22 protein-coding genes are annotated in these 23,891 nt (G+C 56.4%); 16 read left to right on the forward strand and 6 right to left on the reverse strand.

Annotation, left to right across the window (positions count from 1 at the left end):
• Nucleotides 1-126: 126 nt before the first annotated feature.
• On the reverse strand, nt 127-759 hold the full coding sequence (locus NFU03_RS09340; protein ID WP_251638138.1) for a YigZ family protein: 633 nt from the start codon (nt 757-759) through the stop codon (nt 127-129).
• A gap of 148 nt (nt 760-907) precedes the next feature.
• Here NFU03_RS09340 and NFU03_RS09345 point away from each other — a divergent pair, with 148 nt between their 5' ends.
• The 4 genes from NFU03_RS09345 to NFU03_RS09360 all read left to right on the forward strand — a co-directional run bounded on the left by NFU03_RS09345 (nt 908) and on the right by NFU03_RS09360 (nt 3,917).
• The gene (locus NFU03_RS09345; RefSeq protein WP_251638139.1) at nt 908-2,059 is read left to right on the forward strand and encodes a sensor histidine kinase; all 1,152 of its coding nucleotides are present in this window, start codon (nt 908-910) and stop codon (nt 2,057-2,059) included.
• A 26-nt stretch (nt 2,060-2,085) separates the two neighbouring features.
• Entirely contained in the window at nt 2,086-2,760 is a 675-nt protein-coding gene (locus NFU03_RS09350) for a response regulator (RefSeq protein ID WP_251638141.1), read from the forward strand.
• A 64-nt stretch (nt 2,761-2,824) separates the two neighbouring features.
• Nucleotides 2,825-3,418, forward strand: coding sequence for a nuclear transport factor 2 family protein (locus NFU03_RS09355; RefSeq protein WP_251638143.1), 594 nt, complete (start codon nt 2,825-2,827; stop codon nt 3,416-3,418).
• A 139-nt stretch (nt 3,419-3,557) separates the two neighbouring features.
• Nucleotides 3,558-3,917, forward strand: coding sequence for a YhjD family protein (locus NFU03_RS09360; RefSeq protein ID WP_251638145.1), 360 nt, complete (start codon nt 3,558-3,560; stop codon nt 3,915-3,917).
• Here NFU03_RS09360 and NFU03_RS09365 read toward each other — a convergent pair.
• From NFU03_RS09365 to NFU03_RS09375, 3 genes are all read right to left on the reverse strand, one after another.
• The gene (locus NFU03_RS09365) at nt 3,886-4,434 is read right to left on the reverse strand and encodes a competence protein ComK (RefSeq protein WP_251638147.1); all 549 of its coding nucleotides are present in this window, start codon (nt 4,432-4,434) and stop codon (nt 3,886-3,888) included. The two genes, NFU03_RS09360 and NFU03_RS09365, sit on opposite strands and share 32 nt — an antisense overlap.
• Nucleotides 4,435-4,630: 196 nt before the next feature.
• Nucleotides 4,631-5,794 carry a M20 metallopeptidase family protein gene (locus tag NFU03_RS09370; protein ID WP_251638149.1) on the reverse strand — a complete coding sequence of 388 codons (1,164 nt, stop codon included), beginning with the start codon at nt 5,792-5,794 and terminating at the stop codon, nt 4,631-4,633.
• Between the two features lie 151 nt (nt 5,795-5,945).
• On the reverse strand, nt 5,946-6,464 hold the full coding sequence (locus NFU03_RS09375) for an antibiotic biosynthesis monooxygenase family protein (RefSeq protein ID WP_251638150.1): 519 nt from the start codon (nt 6,462-6,464) through the stop codon (nt 5,946-5,948).
• A 240-nt stretch (nt 6,465-6,704) separates the two neighbouring features.
• On the opposite strand from NFU03_RS09375, the gene hemE reads away from it, so the two are divergent.
• Genes hemE through hemY form a run of 3 tightly spaced genes read left to right on the forward strand, consistent with a single transcriptional unit; the run spans nt 6,705 to nt 10,165 of the window.
• A complete protein-coding gene (gene hemE, locus NFU03_RS09380) occupies nt 6,705-7,754 on the forward strand; it encodes a uroporphyrinogen decarboxylase (RefSeq protein WP_251638151.1) in 1,050 nt (349 codons plus the stop codon).
• A gap of 18 nt (nt 7,755-7,772) precedes the next feature.
• Entirely contained in the window at nt 7,773-8,702 is a 930-nt protein-coding gene (gene hemH / locus NFU03_RS09385) for a ferrochelatase (protein WP_251638152.1), read from the forward strand.
• Between the two features lie 26 nt (nt 8,703-8,728).
• Entirely contained in the window at nt 8,729-10,165 is a 1,437-nt protein-coding gene (gene hemY / locus NFU03_RS09390; protein ID WP_251638153.1) for a protoporphyrinogen oxidase, read from the forward strand.
• A 272-nt stretch (nt 10,166-10,437) separates the two neighbouring features.
• On the opposite strand, the gene yhfH is transcribed toward hemY, so the two are convergent.
• Nucleotides 10,438-10,560 (reverse strand): protein YhfH, encoded by a 123-nt coding sequence (gene yhfH / locus NFU03_RS09395; protein WP_251638154.1) that lies wholly within the window; start codon nt 10,558-10,560, stop codon nt 10,438-10,440.
• Nucleotides 10,561-10,859: 299 nt separating this feature from the next.
• Between yhfH and lplA the strand changes: the two genes are divergently transcribed.
• The 8 genes from lplA to NFU03_RS09435 all read left to right on the forward strand — a co-directional run bounded on the left by lplA (nt 10,860) and on the right by NFU03_RS09435 (nt 22,206).
• Nucleotides 10,860-11,852 carry a lipoate--protein ligase gene (gene lplA / locus NFU03_RS09400; protein WP_251638155.1) on the forward strand — a complete coding sequence of 331 codons (993 nt, stop codon included), beginning with the start codon at nt 10,860-10,862 and terminating at the stop codon, nt 11,850-11,852.
• A 124-nt stretch (nt 11,853-11,976) separates the two neighbouring features.
• A complete protein-coding gene (locus NFU03_RS09405; protein WP_251638156.1) occupies nt 11,977-12,681 on the forward strand; it encodes a response regulator transcription factor in 705 nt (234 codons plus the stop codon).
• On the forward strand, nt 12,678-13,688 hold the full coding sequence (locus tag NFU03_RS09410) for a sensor histidine kinase (protein ID WP_251638157.1): 1,011 nt from the start codon (nt 12,678-12,680) through the stop codon (nt 13,686-13,688). Before NFU03_RS09405 ends, NFU03_RS09410 begins: the two co-directional genes overlap by 4 nt.
• Nucleotides 13,678-14,457 (forward strand): ABC transporter ATP-binding protein, encoded by a 780-nt coding sequence (locus tag NFU03_RS09415; RefSeq protein ID WP_251638159.1) that lies wholly within the window; start codon nt 13,678-13,680, stop codon nt 14,455-14,457. Before NFU03_RS09410 ends, NFU03_RS09415 begins: the two co-directional genes overlap by 11 nt.
• Nucleotides 14,429-16,363, forward strand: coding sequence for an FtsX-like permease family protein (locus tag NFU03_RS09420; RefSeq protein ID WP_251638161.1), 1,935 nt, complete (start codon nt 14,429-14,431; stop codon nt 16,361-16,363). Before NFU03_RS09415 ends, NFU03_RS09420 begins: the two co-directional genes overlap by 29 nt.
• 145 nt (nt 16,364-16,508) lie before the next feature.
• Nucleotides 16,509-18,062, forward strand: coding sequence for a fatty acid--CoA ligase family protein (locus NFU03_RS09425; protein WP_251638163.1), 1,554 nt, complete (start codon nt 16,509-16,511; stop codon nt 18,060-18,062).
• A 358-nt stretch (nt 18,063-18,420) separates the two neighbouring features.
• Nucleotides 18,421-20,145: a methyl-accepting chemotaxis protein gene (locus NFU03_RS09430; protein ID WP_251638166.1), complete on the forward strand. Its 1,725-nt coding sequence runs from the start codon at nt 18,421-18,423 to the stop codon at nt 20,143-20,145.
• A gap of 69 nt (nt 20,146-20,214) precedes the next feature.
• Nucleotides 20,215-22,206, forward strand: a complete 1,992-nt coding sequence (locus tag NFU03_RS09435) for a S9 family peptidase (protein ID WP_251638168.1) — start codon at nt 20,215-20,217, stop codon at nt 22,204-22,206.
• A gap of 66 nt (nt 22,207-22,272) precedes the next feature.
• Here NFU03_RS09435 and NFU03_RS09440 read toward each other — a convergent pair whose 3' ends face one another.
• Nucleotides 22,273-22,629: a hypothetical protein gene (locus NFU03_RS09440; protein WP_251638170.1), complete on the reverse strand. Its 357-nt coding sequence runs from the start codon at nt 22,627-22,629 to the stop codon at nt 22,273-22,275.
• Between the two features lie 574 nt (nt 22,630-23,203).
• Here NFU03_RS09440 and NFU03_RS09445 point away from each other — a divergent pair.
• A complete protein-coding gene (locus tag NFU03_RS09445; protein ID WP_251638171.1) occupies nt 23,204-23,491 on the forward strand; it encodes a late competence development ComFB family protein in 288 nt (95 codons plus the stop codon).
• The last annotated feature ends 400 nt before the right edge of the window (nt 23,492-23,891 follow it).

The raw sequence follows: 23,891 nt of genomic DNA on the forward strand, positions 1-23,891 counted from the left end.
TGCATGCCCCGCTGCCGGGGATGCCGGCACAGACATAAGCGATCGTGCTGTCGAATGGACGTGGGATATGCGGAATTCGTTATGAACTTCCATTATACATCCTTTCGGAAAGCCCGTACACCGTTTTCAGACAGAAAACTCCAAGAATTTCTGCACGCCTTCGACAACGTCCGCCTGCCCGTTTGTCAGATCAGCGGCCCAGCGTGTGAATTCGCCGACTTCCGGCACGGGGACGGAAACCGACAACGTGACCTGCTCCCCATACTCGATCCCGTCGAGGGGCCAAGCGGACTGCCGGACTTCGTTTTCCACTTTGCCGAGTGCAGTGTAGTCGACGGTGACGTGCATCGTGCTGTGCAGCCGCCGTTCGACTGTGCCGGCAGCTGCAACCCCTGCGGATGCTGAACGTCCATATGCACGGATCAGTCCGCCGCCGCCGAGTTTGATGCCCCCAAAGTAACGGGTGACGACAACAGTGGTGTCTTTTAGTCCCTGTTTTTTCAGGACTTCGAGCATCGGCACGCCCGCAGTCCCGGAAGGCTCCCCGTCATCGTTCGCTTTCTGGATCTGATCGTGCTCGCCGACGAGATAAGCCGAGCAATTATGCGTAGCAGAAGCATGCACTTGTTTGATCTGCTGGATGAATTCCAGAGCTTCCGCTTCTGTCTCCGTCCGCTTGACCGAGGCGATGAACCGCGATTTATTGATAATGATTTCGTCTTCACCCTGTTGTTTGACTGTCCGATAGTCGGATCTCATTTCCCCATCCTCCTCAATCTGTAATACAATTTTAATATGTAATGGGCATTAAGATGCTATACTAAATAAAGTGTATAGTGAACGCAACTGAATCGCAACAGGCGAGCCGGTTCGGTTTCAGTACAACGCATGGGTGGGAGTGGATACGATGAACAAGCCGGCAATCGATATTCAGAAGCTTGAAGGCATTTTCGGCAGCATGGTGAATGTGATGGATCAGTCAAAAAATGACATTTTCATGATCAGCGAGCAGAGCCGGCGGAGTTACGAATCCATGCAGCGCGAACTGATTCTCGTGAAAGAGGATATTTCCCGGGTAATAACCGAGGGGGATCATCTGGAAGAGATGACACGCCACTCACGCAGGAGACTTGCTGATGTCTCCAAGAATTTTGTAAACTACTCAGAGCAGGAAGTCCGCAAAGCGTACGAAGTAGCAAATGACCTTCTTGTCCGCCTTTCCGTGAACCGTATGGAAGAGAAACAGCTGCGCACAACACGCGATGATCTCGACCGCAGGCTGTCTGAGCTGCTGAATACGATCGAACGTGCCGACCAGCTCGTGAATCAGGTGTCTACGGTTATCAACTACCTGACATCCGATCTGAAGGGCGTCGGTCAGGCACTCGAGACAGCACGCCACAAAGAGGACTTCGCAATCCGCATCATCCAGGCGCAAGAGGAAGAACGGAAACGCGTTTCCCGGGAAATACATGACGGGCCTGCCCAGATGATGGCAAATGTGCTGATCCGCTCAGGGCTGGTCGAGAAAGTGTACGAACAGAAGGGGCCGGAACAGGCACTTGCGGAATTCCGGGACCTGAAAGAGATGGTCCGCAGCTCATTATATGAGGTGCGCCGCATTATATACGATCTGCGGCCCATGGCGATCGACGACCTCGGCGTCGTCCCGACATTGAAAAAGTATTTGTCCACACTGATGGAATATGAACCCGACGTCCGCATCCACTTCCAGAGTATCGGGGAGGCCAGCCGCTTCGAGTCGAGTTTTGAAGTCGCCGTATTCAGGCTGGTCCAGGAATCCGTCACGAACGCCATCAAACACGGTCACAGCCGTGACATCTGGGTGAAGGTCGAGTGGCTCCGTGATTCCATGAACGCACTCGTACGGGATAATGGCAACGGTTTCGACCAAGATGAAGTAAAAGAAAAATCATTCGGGATCATCGGGATGAAGGAACGCATCGACCTTTTGAAAGGCGAATTGAAAATCACTTCGGAAGTCGGAAAAGGGACGAGCGTCTTCTTCAAAATCCCGTTCAGTCCGGAATCTCACTGAAAATAGAGTCTGTGGAGGGAACGAACATGACAAAAATCTTGATAGTAGATGACCATCAATTATTCCGGGAAGGCGTCAAGCGCATTCTCGCGTTCGAAGATTCGTTTGAAATCGTTGCAGAAGGGGATGACGGCAGCGAAGTGTTCGCACTGTATGAAGAGCACCGCCCGGATGTCGTCCTGATGGACATCAACATGCCGCGCATGAACGGCATCGAAGCGACCGAGCAATTGACGTCGAAGTATCCGGACGCGAAAGTCATCGTCCTGTCGATCCACGACGATGAGTCGTACGTTTCCCAGGCACTGAAAACAGGCGCCCTCGGCTATATGCTGAAAGAGATGGATGCCGATGCGATCGTCCAGGCCATCAAAGTGGTGGCGGCTGGCGGATCATACCTGCATCCGAAAGTGACACATAACCTCGTGACAGAATACCGCAGACTGAGCGAACGGGAGCATAAGGGCTCGTTCCATCAGCATGAAATCCGCCGCCCGCTCCACCTGCTGACGAAGCGGGAATGCGAAGTGCTGCAGCTGCTGACGGACGGACAGAGCAACCGGGCAATCGGGGAAACGCTCTTCATCTCCGAGAAGACGGTCAAAAACCACGTCTCGAGCATCCTGCAGAAGATGAACGTGAACGACCGCACGCAAGCAGTCGTGACGGCCATTAAAAACGGCTGGGTGGAAGTGAAGTAACAGTGCATTTTCCAAAAGGGCCTCCGAACGGATGGTCCTTTTGCTATGGAAAGGGATGGAACAGATGAAAAAAACAGCAGGAGTCATCGGTACAGCAGCGCTCGTGCTCATGCTCGGCGCGTGCAGCGGCGGTGACAGCAGCAAAGACGACGGCCAGGGGTCGGTCGACGACGGGGAGCAGACGAACGAATTCGGCTCTGTGGACCACGGTGTGAAAGATGAGGGGAAGGCGGATGATGGTATCGGCTTCAGCCTGACAGATGGGAAGATCGAAGAAGCAGCCGGCGTCCCGGCCGAACATAAAGAAGCGATCAGGAAGGCGTTCAGCGACTATATCGATACGCTGAATGCGGGGGACGTCAAGGCATATCTCGGCACACTCTCTTCCGAAGGATACAATCTGGAGGAGGAGCGCCAGGCGACGGAGGAACTGCTTGCCACGCGCACATTGACCCGCACGCCGGATGACGTGACGATCGTCGCCTATACCGACAAGGAAGCGCAAGTGTTCTCGACGATGGAAACGGCTGTGAAGGACAAGGAGAGCGGTGCAGGGGATGTCAGCACCGGCCGCCAGGTGACCGTCATGGTCCATGAAGACGGCAGTTGGAAAGTGAAGTCGGTCCATTATATCGGCGATCTCGAAAACGCAGAATAACGGCAGCACGCAGGCCAGTGCAGCAGAGCGGACAGGAAACCGCTCTGCTGCACTGGTTTTTTGTTGCATTCACGGATCGGATGACGTACACTGAGGATAACGATAAGAACAAGTGTTCTGTTTGGGGAGGGATGGCAAAATGCCGGCGCTGCAGAAGGAAGAAATCGCTAATTTGGAGAAGATGATTTATCTGCCGATGCTGCTGACCGTTCTCGAACGGGACCGGCTGACGATCGAGCAGGGGAATTTCAAGCTGAAGAAGCCGTATTTGGCGATTGTCGAAGGGGCGGCGCAAAAAGTGCACAGGGATCTCGGAAATACCGCCGCGTATCTGAAGATGCACCGCATGTCGGTCGTCAGGGGGAAGATGGATGACATCTTTACGGAATACACGTTCCTCCACGACAGCACAGAGGACCGGAGGCGTTATTTGAATGTCCGGCTCCGCAACAGGACGGAAGAGCTGCTCACTCGCTATCTTCGGCAACCGGATATTTGAAATTGCCTTCCTGTGCGACGAACAGGCGCGGCCGGTGCAGCATGAACTGCTTCTTCTCGAAGTCCCGTGCAAGCAGGGCGCCGAACGCGAACTGCCGCCACATCGTCGAAGTGGAGACACTGACTTTCAGTTTGCGGCCGTTTTCGAGCAGAACGGAGCAGCCGGTGGATTCGTCTTGGAAGTCGAGGATCGCATGGTAGGAAATCCAGATGTTGTCGTCTGAGGACGGTGACATCGTCGGCAGGAAAATGTACGGGGTGTCGAAAGCGTGGGCGACGACGATCGGTGTTTTGTGGCGGTTGCCGAGCGAACGGCGGGCGATGACAGTACGGGTTTTCAATGAAGAGCCGTACACTTCACACGTTTTCCGGACAATCTGCAGCGGCTTTTTAGGCAGGGAGAACTCTGCATTCCGTTCGATGACTCGGGTCGTCACCTTGAAATCCTCCCGGATCGGCTGTAAAACGAATGTGTCCGAATTGATCAGATAATTCCCGTATGGCTGGTCTGTATGCATCTAACTTCCTCCTGACAATAAGGTTCTTATTACTCATTATATCGGAAGCATATGGGAAAGCAATACAAAGGATGGAATAGTCTGAAAAAACGAGAAAACTGTCCCAATCTGCCGGAATATTCGGCAGATCGGGACAGCGGTGCAGCCATTTTAAAATATGATCTGTATCAGTGAACTGTCGAAAAGGGTGCGGAACTCACTCCTGGCTGCGCAGGGCTGCAGCGCCGAGCGTTTTGGCGGCTGTCAGCATGGCCGACTCATCGAAGTCGAACATCGGATGGTGGTGCGGATACGCTTTTTCCGGCTGTGCGCCTGTGAAGAAGAACGTGCCGGGCACCTTTTCCAAGTAATACGCGAAGTCCTCACCGCCCATTTGCGGTACGGTTTCAATGACGGCTTTCACACCGGGCACTTCTTGTGCAATGTCCCGCAGGAATTCCGTCTCCTTCTCGTGATTGACGACCGCAGGATAGCCGCGCGTGTATGTCACGTCGATTACTGCGTCGTGCATCAGGGCAGTGCCGTCTGCGATGCGCTGGATCTCCATCTCCATCAGATCCCGGATGGCCGGGGAGAAAGTCCGGACCGTTCCGAGCAGTTCCGCTTTATCCGCAATGATATTAAAAGCATTATCCGACATGAACGAACCGATCGTGACGACCGCGGATTCGAGCGGGTCGACACGGCGCGACACGAGCTGCTGGAGATTCGTGACGAATTGGGAAGCGATGACGATGGCATCTTTCGTCTGATGAGGGGATGCCCCGTGTCCGCCAGCTCCCTGCACGGTGATCTCGATCCGGTCTGCCGCCGCCATGATCGGGCCGCTGACATATTGGACCGTATTCGCCTCCATCAGCGACCACAAGTGCGTGCCGAAGATGACATCGACGCCGTCCAGGCAGCCGTCTTCGATCATCGAGATGGCTCCGCCCGGCGCATATTCCTCCGCGTGCTGGTGGATGAAGATATACGTGCCGGCGAGATCATCTTTCATCTCATGGAACGCCTTGGCGAGCTGCAGCAGTGCGGCAGTATGGCCGTCGTGACCGCACGCATGCATCACTCCGGGCACTGTCGACTTGTATGGGACGTCTTTCTGGTCCTGGATCGGCAGGGCGTCGAAATCAGCCCGGAGAGCGACTGTCTTGCCGGGCCGTTTGCCTTCGATGCGGGCGACAACGCCATTTCCGCCGACTCCGCTGCGGAAATCGACGCCGAGTTCTTCATAGAATTTCTGTATGTACTTGGCAGTTTCCGTCTCATGGAATGAAACTTCCGGGTGCTGGTGCAAGTACCGGCGGATCGCCACCATATCGTCGAAAGAGCCGTCGAGCAGCGCATAGAGTTGTTCGTTCATCAGGACATCCCCTTTTCTCAAAAGTGTACGTCCAAGTATAGCAGTCTGTTTTTTAACTCGCAATTATCCGGTAATTTGAAATCCGGCAATTAAAAAAAGAGGCGCGCAGCCTCTTTCCTTCAAAACGGTCATGCTTTCCGACGTGCACCTTTCACGCATCTTTATCCTGGAACGAACTGTAGAGCGATAAGTAGGGCGCACTCGTGAACATATGGATGGCCGGTCCGGCGAGCGCGTCCGCCTGGGATGTGTCGTATGCCTCTTTGAACGCATCCGTATGTTGCGCCGTATCGAATGAGCGGGCGTCTGTCCATTCGGTCAGGATGACGTACGTGTCCGAACCGATCGGCCGGAGCAGACGGTAGGCGACGAACCCTTGCGCATCCGCCATTTTGCTGTAGTTCTTCTTGAACTGGTCTTCGAACACCGGCTTGCCTTCGTCGGACACGGGCACGTTGTTCATTGCGAAAAAGCCCTGGTCCTGCAGCTGTCCGAGTTCTGCGATCACTTCGTAGCGGTGCGGCGTCTGAAACACCGACTTGCCTTCCGTCTCGTGAATCAGTAGCGAAGTGCCGCTGCCATGCATGAGGATCATCCCCTCATCCGGATATTTCTTTTTCACCTGCTCCATGAAATCCGCGGTTCCACGGGTCGTGTAGATGTTTGTCATCGAAATTGCCTCCCTTGGCTGATCTGTTCTAGTTTAGTCGATATACTCTTCTCTCATTAATTCCCGAAATCCTGCCTGCAAAACAAGACGTGTCCAAACAGCGGCGAAATGTAGCACAAATTTATGACATCGAATGTGTATCCCTATACATCCCGACCGAATCAGTCTATATTGAAAACGATATGCTGTGCAAAACAGCGGAACACCGTCCGGTAAATAGAAAATTGGGGGAGACTGTTCATGACAACTTTCAACGATACACTTCTTCGTGCTGCGCGCGGAGAGCAGATTGACCACACGCCTGTCTGGTACATGCGGCAGGCTGGGAGGTCGCAGCCGGAATACCGTGCGATAAAGGAAAAGTACTCATTGGAGGAAATTACGCATCAGCCGGAGTTATGTGCCTATGTCACGAAACTTCCGGTCGATCAGTACGGCGTGGACGCGGCCATCCTGTACAAGGACATCGTGACGCCGCTTCCCGGGATGGGTGTCGACGTGGCCATCAAGGCGGGCGTCGGTCCTGTCATCGCAAATCCGATCCGCTCCGTCGCGGACATCGAAAAACTGACGACGATGCACCCGGAAGATGACATTCCGTTCGTGCTCGAGACGATCAAGATCCTGACGAAGGAACAGCTCAACGTGCCGCTCATCGGCTTCGCCGGCGCACCGTTCACACTCGCAAGCTACATGATCGAAGGCGGTCCTTCGAAAAACTATGCGCGGACGAAGGCGATGATGGTGTCGGAACCGGAAGCCTGGTTCCTGCTCATGGATAAATTGGCGGATACGATGATCGAGTATGTCGGTGCGCAAGTGAAGGCCGGCGCGAGCGCGATCCAGATCTTCGACTCATGGGTCGGGGCGCTGAACGTGCAGGACTACCGGATCTTCATCAAGCCGGTCATGGAACGGATCTTCACGGAGCTGCGTGCATTGAATGTGCCGCTCATCACGTTCGGCGTCGGGGCAAGCCACCTCGCGAACGAATGGCACGACCTGCCTGTCGACGTCGTAGGACTCGACTGGCGGTTGTCGATCGAGGAAGCCGGAAAGCGCGGGCTGACGAAGCCGCTGCAGGGGAACCTCGATCCGACGATGCTGCTCGCCGACTGGCACGTCATCGAGGAACGCGCAAAAGTGATCATCGAACAGGGCGTCGCGCACGGCAGCCATATCTTCAACTTGGGCCACGGGGTCTTCCCGGAGATCGAGCCTGCGAAGCTGAAGAAGCTGACGGAATTCATCCACACATACAGTGCGGAGCTGCGAGGTAAGAAAAACTAATATTGAGGTGAATTCATGATGGGAAAACGTACAATGGGACTGCTTGTCATGGCGTACGGAACGCCATACAAGGAAGAAGACATCGAACCGTATTACACACACATCCGCCGGGGGCGCAAGCCAGCCCCGGAACAGCTGGAAGATCTGAAAAACCGATATGAAGCAATCGGCGGTATTTCGCCCCTTGCCCATATTACCGATGGCCAGGCGCAGGCGCTTTGCGACGCACTGAACAGCGCGCAGGATGACATCGAATTCAAGCTGTATGTCGGCCTGAAGCATATTACGCCGTTCATCGAAGAAGCGGTCGAGCAGATGAACAAGGACGGCATCACGGAAGCGGTCACTGTCGTTCTCGCTCCTCACTATTCCACGTTCTCGGTCAAGTCCTACAACACGCGGGCGGAAGAAGAGGCTGCGAAATACGGCATCACGATCCGCTCGGTCGAGAGCTGGTACAAACAGCCGAAGTTCCTGAAATACTGGGAAGAGAAGATCCGCGAGGCGTTCGACAGCATGGACAGCGGAGAGCGGGAGAAAGCAGTGCTCGTCGTCTCCGCACACTCCCTTCCGCAGAAGATCCGCGAAGCGGGCGACCCGTATCCGGATCAGCTAGAGGAAACGGCAAAACTGATCGCCGAGGCGGCAGACGTTCAAAACTATGCAGTCGGCTGGCAGAGTGAAGGCCAGACGGGCGAGCCGTGGCTCGGACCGGACGTCCAGGACCTGACGCGCGAGTTGTATGAGAATGACGGGTACCGCTCATTCGTCTACACGCCGGTCGGTTTCGTCTCCGATCACCTGGAAGTACTCTATGACAACGATTATGAGTGCAAAGTCGTCTGCGACGAACTCGGGGCTTCCTACCGCCGTCCGCCGATGCCGAATACCGATCCATTGTTCATCGGCGCAGTTGCCGATGCCGTCTTGGACAAAGTGAACGAGTAAGTTTTTGAAAAGGACGTGTGAAAGGAATGGACGAACAGCGTAAAAAAGTCGTTATTGCAGGGGGCGGGATCACCGGCCTGTCCGCTGCGTTCTATTTGCAGCAGCAGATCCGGAAGCAGCAGCTGCCCATCGACATCACCCTCGTGGAGGCGGCGCCCCGTCTCGGCGGCAAGATCCAGACCGTCCGGCGTAACGGCTATATAATCGAGCGCGGTCCAGATTCTTTCTTGATCCGTAAAAAAAGCATGGACCGTCTGGCGGAGGAACTCGGCATCGCCGATCAGCTGGTGAAGAATGCGACCGGGCAGTCGTTCGTCCTCTTGAACGATGAGCTCCACCCGATTCCGGGCGGTTCGATCATGGGCGTGCCGACCGAAATCGGTCCGTTCCTGAAGAGCAATCTGTTTTCGCTGACAGGGAAACTGCGGGCGGCGGGCGATTTCTTTTTGCCGCGTTCCGAAATCCAGGGCGACCAGTCGCTCGGGAAGTTTTTCCGAAGACGGTTCGGCAATGAAGTCGTCAACAACCTGATTGAGCCGCTGCTGTCCGGTGTCTATGCAGGCGATATCGATCAGATGAGCATGGAATCGACGTTTCCTCAGTTTGTCGACGTCGAAGCGAAACACCGCAGCCTGATCCTCGGCATGAAGAAGACACGGCCGAAGCCGGAACAGCTGCCGACCAAAGGGCACGCGGCGAAGAAGGAAGGTGCGTTCCATACGTTCCGCAACGGACTCGAGACGATGGTGGAAGCACTTGAAGTGCAGCTGCCCGACGTGGAATTCATCAAAGGCGTCCGCCTGGAGAGCATCAATGAGCAGGACGGCACGACGTACGTCACGCTGAACGAAGGGACGGTCATCGAGGCGGATGCCGTCATCCTGACGACTGGACACGAAATGGCCCGGCGTTTGTTCGAGCCGCACGGCATCCTTCAGCAGCTTGGGCAGATCCGGACGTCCTCCGTCGCGACGATCACGCTTGCCTTCCCTAAGGAAGCTGTCGTCCAGGACAAGGAAGGAACCGGTTTCCTCGTCTCACGCAGCGGCGATTATTCGATCACGGCGTGTACGTGGGTGAACCGGAAATGGCCGACGACGACACCGGACGGCAAAGTGCTGCTGCGGGCGTTCGTCGGCCGTATCGGTGAAGAAGCGATCGTCGACTTGCCGGATGCGGAGATCGAACAGATTGTACTCGGCGACTTGCGTAAGATCTTCGAGATCCGCGGGGAGCCTGAATTCTCGGTCGTGACCCGCTGGAAAGAGGACCGGCCGCAATACCGGGTCGGCCATAAGAAGCTGATTGCGGAAGCGAAAGAAGAGATGCGCGCCGCATTCCCGAACATCGAGCTGGCGGGCGCCTCCTATGAAGGCGTCGGTCTGCCGGACTGCGTCGACCAGGGAAAAGCCGCCGCTGAGCGGGTGGCTGCCCGACTGACAGGTGCTCCACCAACCGAATAATTTTTTCGGGAACCGCCTCTGCCATATCCGGCAGGGGCGGTTTTCGTCGTGGGGCAGAGGGGGTTGGCGCATGTGGGAGGCATATCGGCCAGATGGGGAGCGGTATCGGCCGAATGGGGAAGTTGATCGGCAAGAAGAAACGATTCTGAATTGTATCTAAGTTGTGTGACGCACAGGTACCTAAAAAGAAAGAGGGTACCTGAAAAGAATGTCAAAAAAAGCTGGCCGGATGGTCCGGTCAGCTTTGGTGTCGTGAAGATAAGTTGTGTTGATCATTCCGAGCAGGTCGGACAGGTTGCCTGGTAGCACTCGTGCTGCTCTTCGAATTGTTCACCGCACGTGGCACATTGCTTCGGAGGAAGGTTCTTAAAAAACTCGACAACGTTTTCGATCATAGAAATCCGCTCCATTCGATTTGTAATAGTACTGCTTCTTCCGTAGGCGTTTGTTATGCAACAGGGCCGGCAAAAAAATAGTCGTCCTTATACCTTTGTACTAGGACTTCGACTTGTTATTCATAGTGTATTATAACAGTAGGAGAATTGCAACTGATATAGCGGAATTATTTAAAAATTTTTTATATTGTCAATAAAAGGCCGTCCTTTCAGCTATGGATGGCGATACGGGAACAGGGTGATCCGCCGCCGGATATGGTAGAATGGCAGTAATCATGACGTACAGAGGAGAGAAGACGATGCAATTTGTAGACAATAAAGGAATAACTGATCCGCGCATCAACCTGGCGATCGAGGAATATATACTGAAGAATATGGATGTCGATGAAGACTCCTACTTGCTGTTCTATATCAACGAGCCGTCGATCATCATCGGCAAGAACCAGAACACGATCGAAGAGATCGATACGGAGTATGTCGATTCGAACGGCATCCATGTCGTCCGGAGGCTGTCGGGCGGCGGGGCTGTGTATCATGACACAGGCAATCTGAATTTCAGTTTCATCACGAAAGATGACGGGCAGTCGTTCCGCAACTTCAAGAAGTTCACGGAACCGGTCGTAGAAGCGCTCGGCAAGATGGGCGTGAAGGCGGAGCTGCTCGGCCGGAACGATCTGCTCGTCGATGGGAAGAAAGTGTCGGGCAATGCGCAGTTCGCGACGAACGGCCGGATGTTCAGCCACGGGACGCTCATGTTCGACACGGAGATCGAGGAAGTCGTCAATGCGCTCCGCGTGAAGAAGGACAAGATCGAGTCGAAGGGCATCAAGTCGATCCGCAGCCGGGTGGCTAACATTTCGGATTATATGGAGCAGGACATGACGATCGAACAGTTCCGCCTGGAGATACTGAAGTCGATCTTCGGCGGGGAAGAGAATATTGAATACAAAGAGCTGACGGATGAGGACTGGGCGAACATCCGCAAGCTGTCCGAGGAGCGCTACGGCAACTGGGACTGGAACTACGGCCGGTCGCCGAAGTGCAACGTGCAGCATTCGCACCGGTTCCCGGTCGGCAGCATCGATGTCCGGCTGCAGGTCGAAAAAGGGACGATCCACGAAGTGCACATCTTCGGCGATTTCTTCGGCATCGGCGACGTGTCTGAACTCGAGGAGCGCCTTGCCGGCTGCCAGTACGACCGCGAGTCGATCACAGCTGCGGTGAGCACGCTCGACATCCCGAAACTGCTCGGCGGCATCACGCAGGAAGAATTCGTCAATCTCATTTATTAATTCCGCAACAGGTGCTGCGCCGGTTAAATCACCGGAACAGCGCCTGTTTTTCCATTGCCGGAAAAGACGCCGGCCTGCCAGTTGCGGTATACTGGAAGTACTTGTGAAGGAGGCACGGATACTTATGGAACAACATCGTATTTTCATTGTGGAGGACGACCGCAAAATCTCCGGACTGCTTGCGGATACGCTGCGGAAGTACCAGTATGACGTCGCCGTAGCGGAGGATTTCGACCGGATTTCGGATGAATGCCTGGCGTTCGATCCGCATCTGATCCTGCTCGACATCAACCTGCCGACATACGACGGCTATTACTGGTGCCGCCAGCTGCGTACGCAGACGACGTGCCCGATCCTGTTCATCTCGGCGCGGTCGGGGGACATGGACCAGGTGTTCGCGCTCGAGAACGGCGGGGATGACTTCATTACGAAACCGTTCCATTACGATGTCGTGCTCGCGAAGATCCGCAGCCATCTGCGCCGCTCGTTCGGTGAGTATGCACCGGCTCAGGGCGAACGCATCGTCAAAGCGGGGACGCTCACGCTGTTCGCCGAGCGGATGGAACTGCAGGCGGGCGAGACGGTCGTGCCGCTGCAGAAGAAGGAATGTATCATCCTCGAACTGCTCATGGAGGCGGCGCCGAAAGTCGTCTCGCGCGAAACGCTGCTCGAGGAATTGTGGGACGACCAGTCGTTTGTCGATGAAAACACACTGAACGTCAACATCGCGCGGGTGCGGAAGAAACTCGCCGATTTCCATATCCTCTCGACGATCGATACAGTGCGGGGCGCCGGCTACCGGTTCATGCTGGCGCCGGAAGAAGCATGAACAAGTACAAACTGTTCGCTCGCGAACACGTCGCATTCCTGCTGTTCCAGCTGGGCCTGCTGCTGTTCCTCGTCCTGCTGTTCTGGCTAGACGGCGCGCGCGACTGGAGCACGGCGGTGTATGCGATCCTCATGGGGCTGCTGCTGACAATCGGCTACCTGATTGCGAAGTTCATCACCCGGCGGTCGTTCTACGACGTGCTCGAAACGGAGCCCGGCCGCATGGAGGATGCACTGATCGGACGGCCGCAGACGCCGGAGCACCGGCTTACGGCCGAATACATGCGGAAACTTTACAGGCTGTACCATAGCGACGTCCAGAAACTGGATACCGCACAGCACCGGCAATTGCACTTCATCAACCAATGGGTGCATCAGATGAAAACCCCGATCTCTGTGCTCGGCCTGCTTTTGCAGGAAGAGGAGCTCGATCGGAAAAGTTTCCGGGAGGAGCTCGACCGGCTGCAGGACGGGCTCGATGCGGTGCTCGTCAATGCGCGTCTCGAGACGTTCGAAGACGACATGCGGATCGAGCGCGTCCAGCTCGCGGAACTCGTGCGCAGCGCCGTGTCGGAGCATAAGCGGCTGTTCATCGCCAACAGTGTGTTCCCGCAGACCGACATCGATGAGCATTTCGTCGTGGCGACGGATCCGAAATGGATGAAGATTATCCTCGGGCAGTTCCTGACGAATGCAGTGAAGTATACGTTCGAGAAGGGCAGGAAAGTGACCATCTCAGCCGTGCAGATCGAACAGGGCATCCGGCTGACGGTGCGCGACGAAGGGATCGGCATCCCGGAGACCGATCTTAAACGGGTGACGCGTGCGTTCTTCACGGGGGAAAACGGGCGCAAGACGGGCGAATCGACCGGCATGGGGCTCTATATCGCCTCGGAAGTGTGCGGCCGGCTCGGCCATCCGCTGACGATCGAGTCGGAAGCGGGCGAAGGGACGGCGGTTTCCGTCCTGTTTTTGAATGGAGAGGCGGTGGAGACCTATGGCGCGTAAAATCGTCGAACTGACTGAAGTGACGAAGATCTATGAAGGCAAAGTGATGCACCGGGCGCTGAACCGGCTCGATTTTGAAGCGGAAGCGGGGGAGTTCGTCGCGATCATGGGGCCTTCCGGCAGCGGCAAGACGACGCTGTTGAACCTGATTTCGACGATCGACCTGCCGACGTACGGCCGGCTCGCCGTGAACGGCATCGAACCGGAGACGCTGAATCAGAACGACCTCGCGCTGTTCAGGCGGCGCAACCTCGGCTTCGTCTTCCAGACCATCAATCTGCTGCAGATGCTCACGGTCGAAGAGAATCTTGTCCTGCCGCTGACGCTCGACCGGGTGCCCGTCGCGGACATGAAGCGGCGCATCGCGGACCTCGCGGACAAGCTGTCGCTCAACGACATTTTGTCGCGCCGGCCGGATGAACTGTCGGGCGGGCAGGCACAGCGGACAGCGATCGGGCGGGCGCTCATCCATCAGCCGGAACTGATACTGGCGGATGAACCGACAGGGAACCTCGATTCGAAGTCGGCGCGCGACGTGCTCGAGCTGCTGTCGAAAGTGAACAGGACAGCCGGCACGACGATCATCATGGTGACGCACGACCCGCTCGCTGCGAGCTACTGCGACCGCGTGCTGTTCATCAAAGACGGGGAGTTCTTCAACGAATTGTACAAAGATGAGCAGCGCCGGACGTTCTTCCAGCAGATTTTGAACGTGCTGTCGCTGCTCGGGGGGAACGTCAATGACCTTTCGTCAGTTCGCCTACCGTAACGTTGTCCGCAACCGGCGCATCTATGCCGCGTTCTTCATGGCCAGTGCGTTCTCGGTCATGGTGTTCTTCCTGTACTCGATGCTGCTGTTCCACCCGGCGATGGAAGAAGGGTTCGTGCAGGAGATCGCGTCGACGGGCATGATGGTCGCGGAATTCATCCTGTTCGTGTTCACGCTGTTCTTCCTGTTCTACTCGATGCGGGCGTTCCTGCAGGCGCGCTCGAAGGAATTCGGCATCCTGCTGCTGCTCGGGATGGCGCGCAGCCAGCTGCAGCGGCTCATCTTCCTTGAGACAATGCTCATCGGCGGCGTCGCGATCGTGGCGGGGACATTCCTCGGCACAGTGTTCTCGAAGTTCTTTCTGATGATCGTCGAAGAGCTCATCCAGCTGCCCGACCTGCCGCTCTATTTCACGTGGAAGCCGTTCGCGCTGACGATCGGCAGTTTCGCAAGTGTGTTCATCATCATTTCGCTCGTCGCCCCGCTGTTCATCCGAGCGGGGGAAGTGTACGACCTGCTGCAGGGCGAAAGCGCCGAGCAGCAAGCGTATTCGACGACGCCGTGGCGGGCGTTCGCAGGCATGGCGCTGCTCGTCCTGACGTATACGATGGCGGTGTACGCGACGAATCCGTATGTCGTCCGCATCATCTTCGTGCTGCCGGCAGCCGCAGTGACGGGCACGTATTTCTTCTTCAGCGATTCGCTGCCGTACGTCATCCAGCTGTTCCGCTCGCGGAAGCGGCTGTACTGGCGCCCGTTCTGGCTATTGTCGCTGTCGGAAGGCGTCGTCCGGCTGAAGGAGAACGCCCGGATGTTCTTCATCGTCACGATGGTGTCGACGCTTGCCTTCATGTCCGTCGGGCTGCTCGCGTCTTTAACGTCGTTCGCGAACCAGTACCGCGAGCTCAACCCGCTCGGCCTCGTCTACAAAAGCTATCCCGGCAACGTGCTCGAACAGATCCACGTCCGCCAGCTGACAGACGAGCTGAACGACAAAGACATCGACTACAACGTCGTGCCGTTCCGCGTGCTGCGGCAGAAATCGTCTTTCACCGACAAGAACGTCTCGATCGTCCGCGTGTCGAGCATGAATGCGCTCGGCTACACGTTCGGCTATCCGCCGATCGAGCTTGCAGACGGAACCGCGATGTTCCTGCCGCCGACCGACTCGTCGTTCCGCCAGCTGAATGACCGGAACGTCCGGACGAAACTCGAGATGAGCGGACTGACCGTCGACATTTCTGGCGCCTATCCGCATCAGCTGTTCCCGCCGAACGCCATCGGCTCGAACGCGATCATCGTCACCGACGCTGACTTCGAGCGGATCCTCAGCGGTCCGGACGGCAATTCTGCGACACAGTTCCGCTATTATGCCTTCAATATAAGGGACTGGCAGGAGACGAAAGACGTCGGCCGTGCGCTCCATGAGGATGAACTGAAATCGATCCTGCTGAGCGGGGAGACCGGCACGCTGTTCTCATTCGGCAACCCGGGCCTCAATTACTCGGTCATCCGGACGACGTTCTCACTGCTGCTGTTCATGGGGCTGCTGCTCGCTGCGGTGCTGTTCCTCGCTGCCGGCAGTTTCGTCTACTTCCGGCTGTACACGACGCTCGACCGCGACCGCCGGCAGTTCGCTGTGCTGCGCCGGATGGGGATCACCCGCAAGGAACTGAAAAAGATCATCAACCGTCAGCTGCTGCCCCAGTTCTTCATCCCGTGGGGGGTGGCGTTCGTCCACAGCGCGTTCGCCTTCCTCGCCCTCCAGGTCATCTGGGACGCACTTGCCGAAATCTCGATCGCAAAAGAGCTCGCCCTCGTCCTCGGCGGGTTTGCGATCCTGCAGATTTCGTACTTCTACCTCATCCGCTGGCGCTATTTGTCGCACATCCGAACACCGGAGTAACTCCCGGTGTTTTTGTTTTGCGGAAAAATGATTCGGCTCTTCCATTACTTTCGGATAAACCCTATTGAATGTTTTAAATTTTTCTTATATACTAATAGTTGGAATTGTGAATGAGTATTCATTCAATCAAGAGAGGGGTGCTCTTATGAATCTAGTAGAACGCGTCCGGGAGACTGCACTGTCACAGCCGGGCAAGACGGCCTATCATTTTGCTGGAAACGACACATCATATGCGGAGTTCGACCAGACTGTGGCACGTTTCGCATCGGCCCTGCAAGGACTCGGCGTTGAACGCGGCGACCACGTGGCACTGCTGCTCGGCAATACGCCGCATTTCCTCATCACGCTGTATGCGACAATGCGCCTCGGCGCGACGGCGATCCCGGTGAATCCGATCTATTCGCCTGATGAAATCTCGTATATCCTGCAGGACAGCGACGCGAAAGCGGTCGTCGCGCTCGAACAGCTGCTGCCGCTTGTCGAAGCAGCGTCCGTCCGGCTTCCGGCTATCGAGAACTACATCATCTGCGAAATGACGGGGGAGACCGCAGATCGCATTTCCGAGCTGTCGGAAGGCGCCAAAGCGAAGACGAAACAGTTCACACATCTCATCGCAGGCAGCACAGGAGCTGCGGAAATCACTGACGTCGATGAAAATGAAACCGCTGTCATCCTGTACACGTCCGGCACGACCGGCCGTCCGAAAGGTGCCATGCTGACGCACAAGAACCTGTACTCGAACGCGTCGGACGTCGGCGAGTACCTCGGGTTTTCATCGGAAGACCGTGTCGTTGCAACATTGCCGGTGTTCCACGTATTCGCTCTGACCGTCGTCGTCAATGCACCGCTCGTCCAGGGCGCGACGATCGTGCTCGTGCCGAGGTTCAGCCCGGCTGACGTGTTCCAGACGATCAAAGAACAGAAAGCGACGATCTTCGCCGGCGTCCCGACGATGTACAACTTCATGTACCAGTATCCGGGTGCATCGCGCGAAGACTTCGAATCGATCCGGCTCGCGATCTCAGGCGGCTCTTCACTGCCGGTCGCGCTGCTCGAGAACTTCGAGGAGAAATTCCATGTCAAGATCTCGGAAGGCTACGGCCTGTCGGAAGCGTCACCGGTGACGACGTTCAACCCGCTCGACCGCGAACGGGTGCCCGGCTCGATCGGCACGTCCATCCTGAACGTCGAAAACAAGATCGTCGACGAACTCGGCGACGAAGTGCCCGTCGGCCAGGTCGGGGAGCTGATCGTCCGCGGCAACAACGTCATGAAAGGCTACTATAAGATGCCCGAAGAGACGGCGGCCGTGCTGCGTGACGGCTGGCTGTACACCGGCGACCTGGCGCGGAAGGACGAAGACGGCTACTTCTACATCGTCGACCGCAAAAAGGACCTGATCATTGTCGGCGGCTACAATGTCTATCCGCGCGAAGTCGAGGAAGTGCTATTCCAGCACCGCGACCTCGTCGAAGCGGCCGTCCTCGGTGTCCCGGATCCCGATTTTGGCGAAGAAGTGCTCGCGTACGTCGTCAAGAAGGAAGGCAGCGATGTCACGGAAGCCGACCTGCTCGACTTCTGTTCAAAGCGCCTCGCGAAGTACAAAGTGCCGAAGCATATCGAGTTCCTGGATGAACTGCCGAAGAACACGACCGGCAAGATCCTCCGCCGTTCTCTGAAGAGTTATGTAAGATCATAAGAGGGGAAGAGACCGCCGAGGCGGTCTCTTTTTGTGCGGGTAAGGCATCCGCTGCCCGGTTATCCGCTCGATTAACATCGCTAACCGATCAATTAAGCCGGCTATCCGCTCGATTACCACCGCCAACCGATCATTTACTCCGGCTATCCGCTCAATTCCGTTCGCTAACCGATCATTTAACCGCGCCCACCGCTCGTTTCCACCGGCTATCCGCTCAATCCATCCAAAAAACCAAGGGAATTCCCTGTAAAAACAAATAATTCTCACAAGTGTCAAAAGTAACGTCGTTTCTGTCGATAAAGATGATATAGACTAAAGCTATGATCTAAAAGTATGGGATGAAAAGGGAGGCACGGCGATGAAACGGTCGGTCAAGGGGAAATTGAATGCGGTGTTCGGGACGATTCTGGTATTGATCCTCATATTGGGGAGCATCGGGGCATTCAGCGCACACCGCCTGAACGCGAACACGAAGGAGATCAACGAGGGGATCCTGCCGAAGATCCAGTACAACAACGATCTTGAACAGACGGTGCAGCAGGTTTTAAGCCTGACCCAGCGGCACATCGTCTCGAAAGACAAGGAATTCGAAGAACGGTACGAGGCACAGATCGCCGAGTATCAGGAACAGATGAAAAATACTGAAATGTCATACGAACAGGCGCTGTCGAAAGACGAGCAGCAGGCATTCGGCATCGTCCGCAGCCAGCTGGACACGTACAGCAGCCAGATCAGCGCACTGCTCGAGTTGAGCATGGTCGATCGCGACGACGAGGCAATCCAGAATTCATACGAAACCGGCAAGACGATCGATGTGCTGCATGACGCATTAAACGACCTGCAGGCGAAGCACCAGCAGGAACTGACGGATATCGAAGAGGAAGGCCAGTCGCTCTACAATAGCGTCCTCATCACGATGATATTCGGCGCGATCCTCGGTGCGCTCATTTCGCTGATCGGCAGCCGCTACTTGCGTTCGAAGATCCAGAAGCCGATCACCGTGCTCACCGCGCGCATGAACGACATGGCGGAAGGCCGGCTGTCGCCTGTGCCGCTGCCGGTCGGCGATCCGGATGAAATCGGACAGCTGACGCGAGACGCCAACGCATTCTCGGACAATTTGTACACGATCGTGTCGGAACTGCAGACGAGCATCGCGACAATCGCTTCGACGTCGGGTGAACTGACGGCGAGCGCAGATGAAACCGCGCATGCCTCCGCGCAGATCACGGACGAAATCGTCAGCGTCTCGGAAGGCGCCTCCGAACAGCTCGAATACGCGCACTCCACGTCGACGATCGTCGCGGAGATCACGCAGGGCATGGACCAGACGGCATCCGCCATCCATACCGTGTCGGACCTTGCCGTCTCGACGACGGAGCAGACACAGTCCGGCACGCAGGCGATGGAGGAGACGGTCGGAAAGATCGGCGAAATCCGTACATCGACAGGCAAAACGGCTGAAATCATCAGCACGCTGTCGAAAAAATCCGACGAAATCGGCAGCATTGTCGCGCTCATCACGACGATCGCGGGCCAGACTAACCTGCTGGCGTTGAATGCGTCCATAGAAGCTGCACGGGCAGGCGAGCACGGCAAAGGCTTCGCGGTCGTCGCCGGCGAAGTCGGCAGCCTGGCCGCGGAATCGGCAAAAGCCGCCAGCAGCATCAACCGTCTCATCGAAGAAATCCAGGCGGAAGTGGGCAGTGTGCAGGAAGCGATGGCCGTCGCCCAGACGAATGTCGAAGAAGGACTGTCGATGGCGAATGATTCCGGCAGCAGGTTCGGTGAAATCGCGCGGATGGTGAGCGAAGTGTCCGCACAGACCGAGGAAGTGTCGGCGATCAGCGAGCAGATCAGCGCGAGCACGCACTCCATGAAGTCGCTCGCCGGCCAGACGGCTGCATTGTCCGAACGGTCGGAAGGCAGTGCGCAGACAATCGTGGCGGCAGCAGAGGAACAGAGCGCGACGATGGAGGAGATTTCAGCCTCCGCGCACGTACTCAGTGACATGGCAGAATCGCTGAAGTCGATGATAGACGTCTTCCAGCTCGGCGCACAAGAACCTCCGAAAGAAAAGTGAAAATAGTGACGGATAAAGAAGGATTAATCTTCCGGATGTCGAAATAGATGGCATCAAGGGGGAATGGACATGACAACGAAACAAACCGTACAGAAAGACGATTTATTCAAACTGAAATCCGTCACGAATCCGGTTTTATCGCCGGACGGCACGGAAGCGGTTTTCATCGTCACACAGATCGACAAGGACGAGAATGCCTACCACGCGCATCTGCATCATCTCGACTTTGAAAGCGGCAAATCCACCCAGTGGACGTTCGGCAAGGAGCGCGTCTCGAAGCCGCAATGGTCGCCTGATGGCAGCCAGATCGCCTTCCTGTCGACACGCAGTGACAAGAACCAGCTGTACGTCATGCAGGCGACCGGCGGGGAAGCGCGCCGGCTGACGGAATACGAAACCGGCGTCTCGGACTTCCTCTGGTCGCCGTGCGGCACGAAAATCTGGCTGTCGGGCACGCTGGAAGACGGCAAGACGTTTACAGATAAAGCCAAAAAGGACGAGGAGAAGGACAAGAAAAATCCCGAAGCGCTCCGCGTCACGACGATGAAATACAAAATGGACGGCGCAGGGTTCGTCAAACAGGACCGCCATTCACAGATCGGCTGCCTGGAGCTTACAACGGGAGACATCACCCAATTCACCGACGGACCGCACCATCATTCGCTCGAAGCGGTATCGCACGACGGCAAAAAGCTCGTCATCGGCGTCAACCGTGCTGAAAACAAAGACTTCGACTTCCGCCAGCCGCTCGTCCTCACCGACATCGAGACGAAGGAAGAAACCGTCCTTGTCGATGAACAAGGGTACTTCGGCGGTGCTGCCTTTTCACTGGACGACCGCTACATCGCATATGGCGGTTCCAACCGGTCTTTCGAAAACGCGACGCACGGCGAACTGTACGTCTATGACTGCGAAGAAAAAACGACGCTGACTTTGACGGAAGGACTCGACGCCCCGCTTGGCGATGCGGTCGTCGCCGATCACCAGCAGGGGCCGAACCCGCCGGAAGCGGTCTGGACGGAAGGGAACTATCTCTACTTCACCGTCTCCGTCATGGGCGACGTCCGTCTCTATTTCGCCGATCTCGACGGCAGCCTGTACCCGGCGTCGCCGGAAGGGGAGCACATCTACGACTATGACGTCGCGAAAAATGGCCAGTTCGCACTCGCTGCGATCACCGATCCGGTGAACCCCGGCGAGCTGTACAAACTCGATATCGCGACGGGTGACAGGACGGCAATGACTTCATTCAATGAAACATACGTCACCGACACCGTGCTCGTCCAGCCGGAAACCGTCCAATTCGACGGTGCGAACGGCTTTACGGTCCACGGCTGGCTCATGAAGCCGGCCACGTTCAAGGAAGGCGAGACATATCCGCTCGTCGTCAACGTCCACGGCGGCCCGCACGCGATGTACGGCAACTCGTTCTTCCATGAGATGCAGGTGCTCGCCGCGCAAGGCTGGGGCGTCCTGTACGTCAACCCGCGCGGCAGCCACGGCTACAGCCAGGGCTTCGTCGACGCGGTGCGCGGCGACTATGGCGGCGGCGACTACAAGGACATCATGGATGCGCTCGACCATGTGCTCGCAGACAACGACTGGATCGACACCGACCGGCTCGGCGTCACAGGCGGAAGCTACGGCGGCTTCATGACGAACTGGATTGTCGGCCATACCGACCGGTTCAAGGCCGCCGTCACACAGCGCTCGATCTCGAACTGGATCAGCTTCTTCGGCGTCTCCGACATCGGCTACTACTTCAGCGACTGGCAGATCAACGCCGACATGACCGACGTCGACACGCTCTGGAAGCACTCGCCGCTGAAATACGCAGAAAACGTCAAGACGCCGCTCCTCATCCTGCATTCGGAAAACGACCTGCGCTGTCCGATCGAACAGGCCGAACAGCTGTACATCACACTGAAAAGCATGGGCAAGACGACCGAATTCGTCCGTTTCCCGGAAGCCGACCACAACCTGTCGCGCACCGGCAAGCCGAACCTGCGCATCACGCGCCTGGACGAAATCACAGGCTGGTTCGATAAATACTTGAAGTGAAACTATAAAGACGCCTGTCCCGGGGAAGGGGGCAGGCGTCTTTTGACATTGAACAGGGGAGGGGCGTTATCGGCGCACTCGGCAGCAGCCACCTGTTTCCGGCTCAACCGGCTCATCCGTTCCGGCAGCGACCCGTTTCAGTTCTGTTGCCGCTTCGATTTTACGGACGAACGCGTTCTCAAGGCAGCATGCACCTTTCAGCATCTCGCCGACAGAACGGTTGAATTCCGCTTTTTCACAAGCAGTCGTTGTCGTATCGTCGTTGAAGTTCTCGAACAACTCATACTCTCGGAAAAGGATTCCGGTGAGTACGACTTCGCCGAGCAATGTGGAGACGATGATGAGATCCGACAAGATTTCATCAGAGATGTCGATGTTCTGTGTCGTATTCAGCAATTCACGCAGCATTTGTGTTTGGTCCATGGTCATTCACCTCCTTCGAAGTTTGCTTTGTCCGGACGCTGTCAGTCTATGTCACTGCCGACTGAGGAGCTGGAAAGCCGTCTGAGATGATGGTGTCTCAAGTAAGCTGTGGGGAAGGCGGCTCTGGTGAAAGGAGGAACCGGCTCTCCGGACATCCTTAGTTTATGCAGCAGTTCCGGCAGCGTCTGGACAAGCATCGGGGGCGGCGGAACGTTTTTTCTTCAGGCGTTTCGTTCCTTGCCGCACCCTACACTACTACTCTATGTCCGGCTGGAAACGTGCGCTGGACAAGTGTCCGCGGACAACTGTCCGTTGGGGCGAAAACCTTGCAGCAACGCGGGTTGCGCGCGCTCCATCCGAACACTGTCATCCTATTCCGAGCGCACCGCACAGAACGGGACAAACCGTAACGGACAAACTTCTCACGGACAAAACGAACAGCTGAAAGCGATTGCACCTCCTTAGAAAATATTGTAAGATATGATTAAGACGCACGAACCCCGCCCTCTTCCCGGCCATCCTGAAGAGCGGAGCAGCCCGCCCGGCTCACGGGAACCGATCGGAGGAGAACGAATTGGGAATCCACAACGTAATGGAAGACGTCGTCCGCGACACCCTGCTCACCTATAAGAACAAGATGAACCTGGCCTGCGATTGCGACCGCTGCCTCAACGACATCATGGCCCTAGCACTCAACGAACTCCCGCCGCGCTACGTCGCCAACCAGAGCCTCAGTCCGTACGTCCGCGCCGCCCATGAAACCGACCGCCAAGGCGCCACCAACATCATCACCGTCATCGCCAAATCCGCCGCCAAAGTCTCCGCCAGCCCGCGATGCGAAACCTACGCCCAAAAACACTAATCCCAATAAAAAAAGACCGAAGCCGGAAATTTGGCTTCGGTCTTTCACTTATTCTTTTCTCTTTTTTCTTTAATCTCTTTTCTCTTTTTCTCTCACCCCCAGAGAAGACGCTGTGATTACCACGATCCGTTGATTGCAGTGCAGGGCGGCGACTCCTGGGCAGCCTAAGTATGCCGCGTCCTGCGGCAACGGCTGCATGACCTCCGTCCTGGAGGCCCGGGATCAGCGAAGATCGAAGACCCCGCAGGAAGCGCAGCGCACCGAGGAGGCTGAGATCGAGCCCTCCGGAAAGCGTCCGCCCGGAACGGAAATCAACACCGTTTCGCGACATCTGCAGCGCAGATCAACACCGTCACAAACCCCTGTAACGGAAATTAACCCGCGTCACCAGCCCTCATCA

Origin of the sequence: Sporosarcina sp. NCCP-2716, assembly GCF_023707985.1 — a bacterium.
Lineage (GTDB): Bacteria > Bacillota > Bacilli > Bacillales_A > Planococcaceae > Sporosarcina.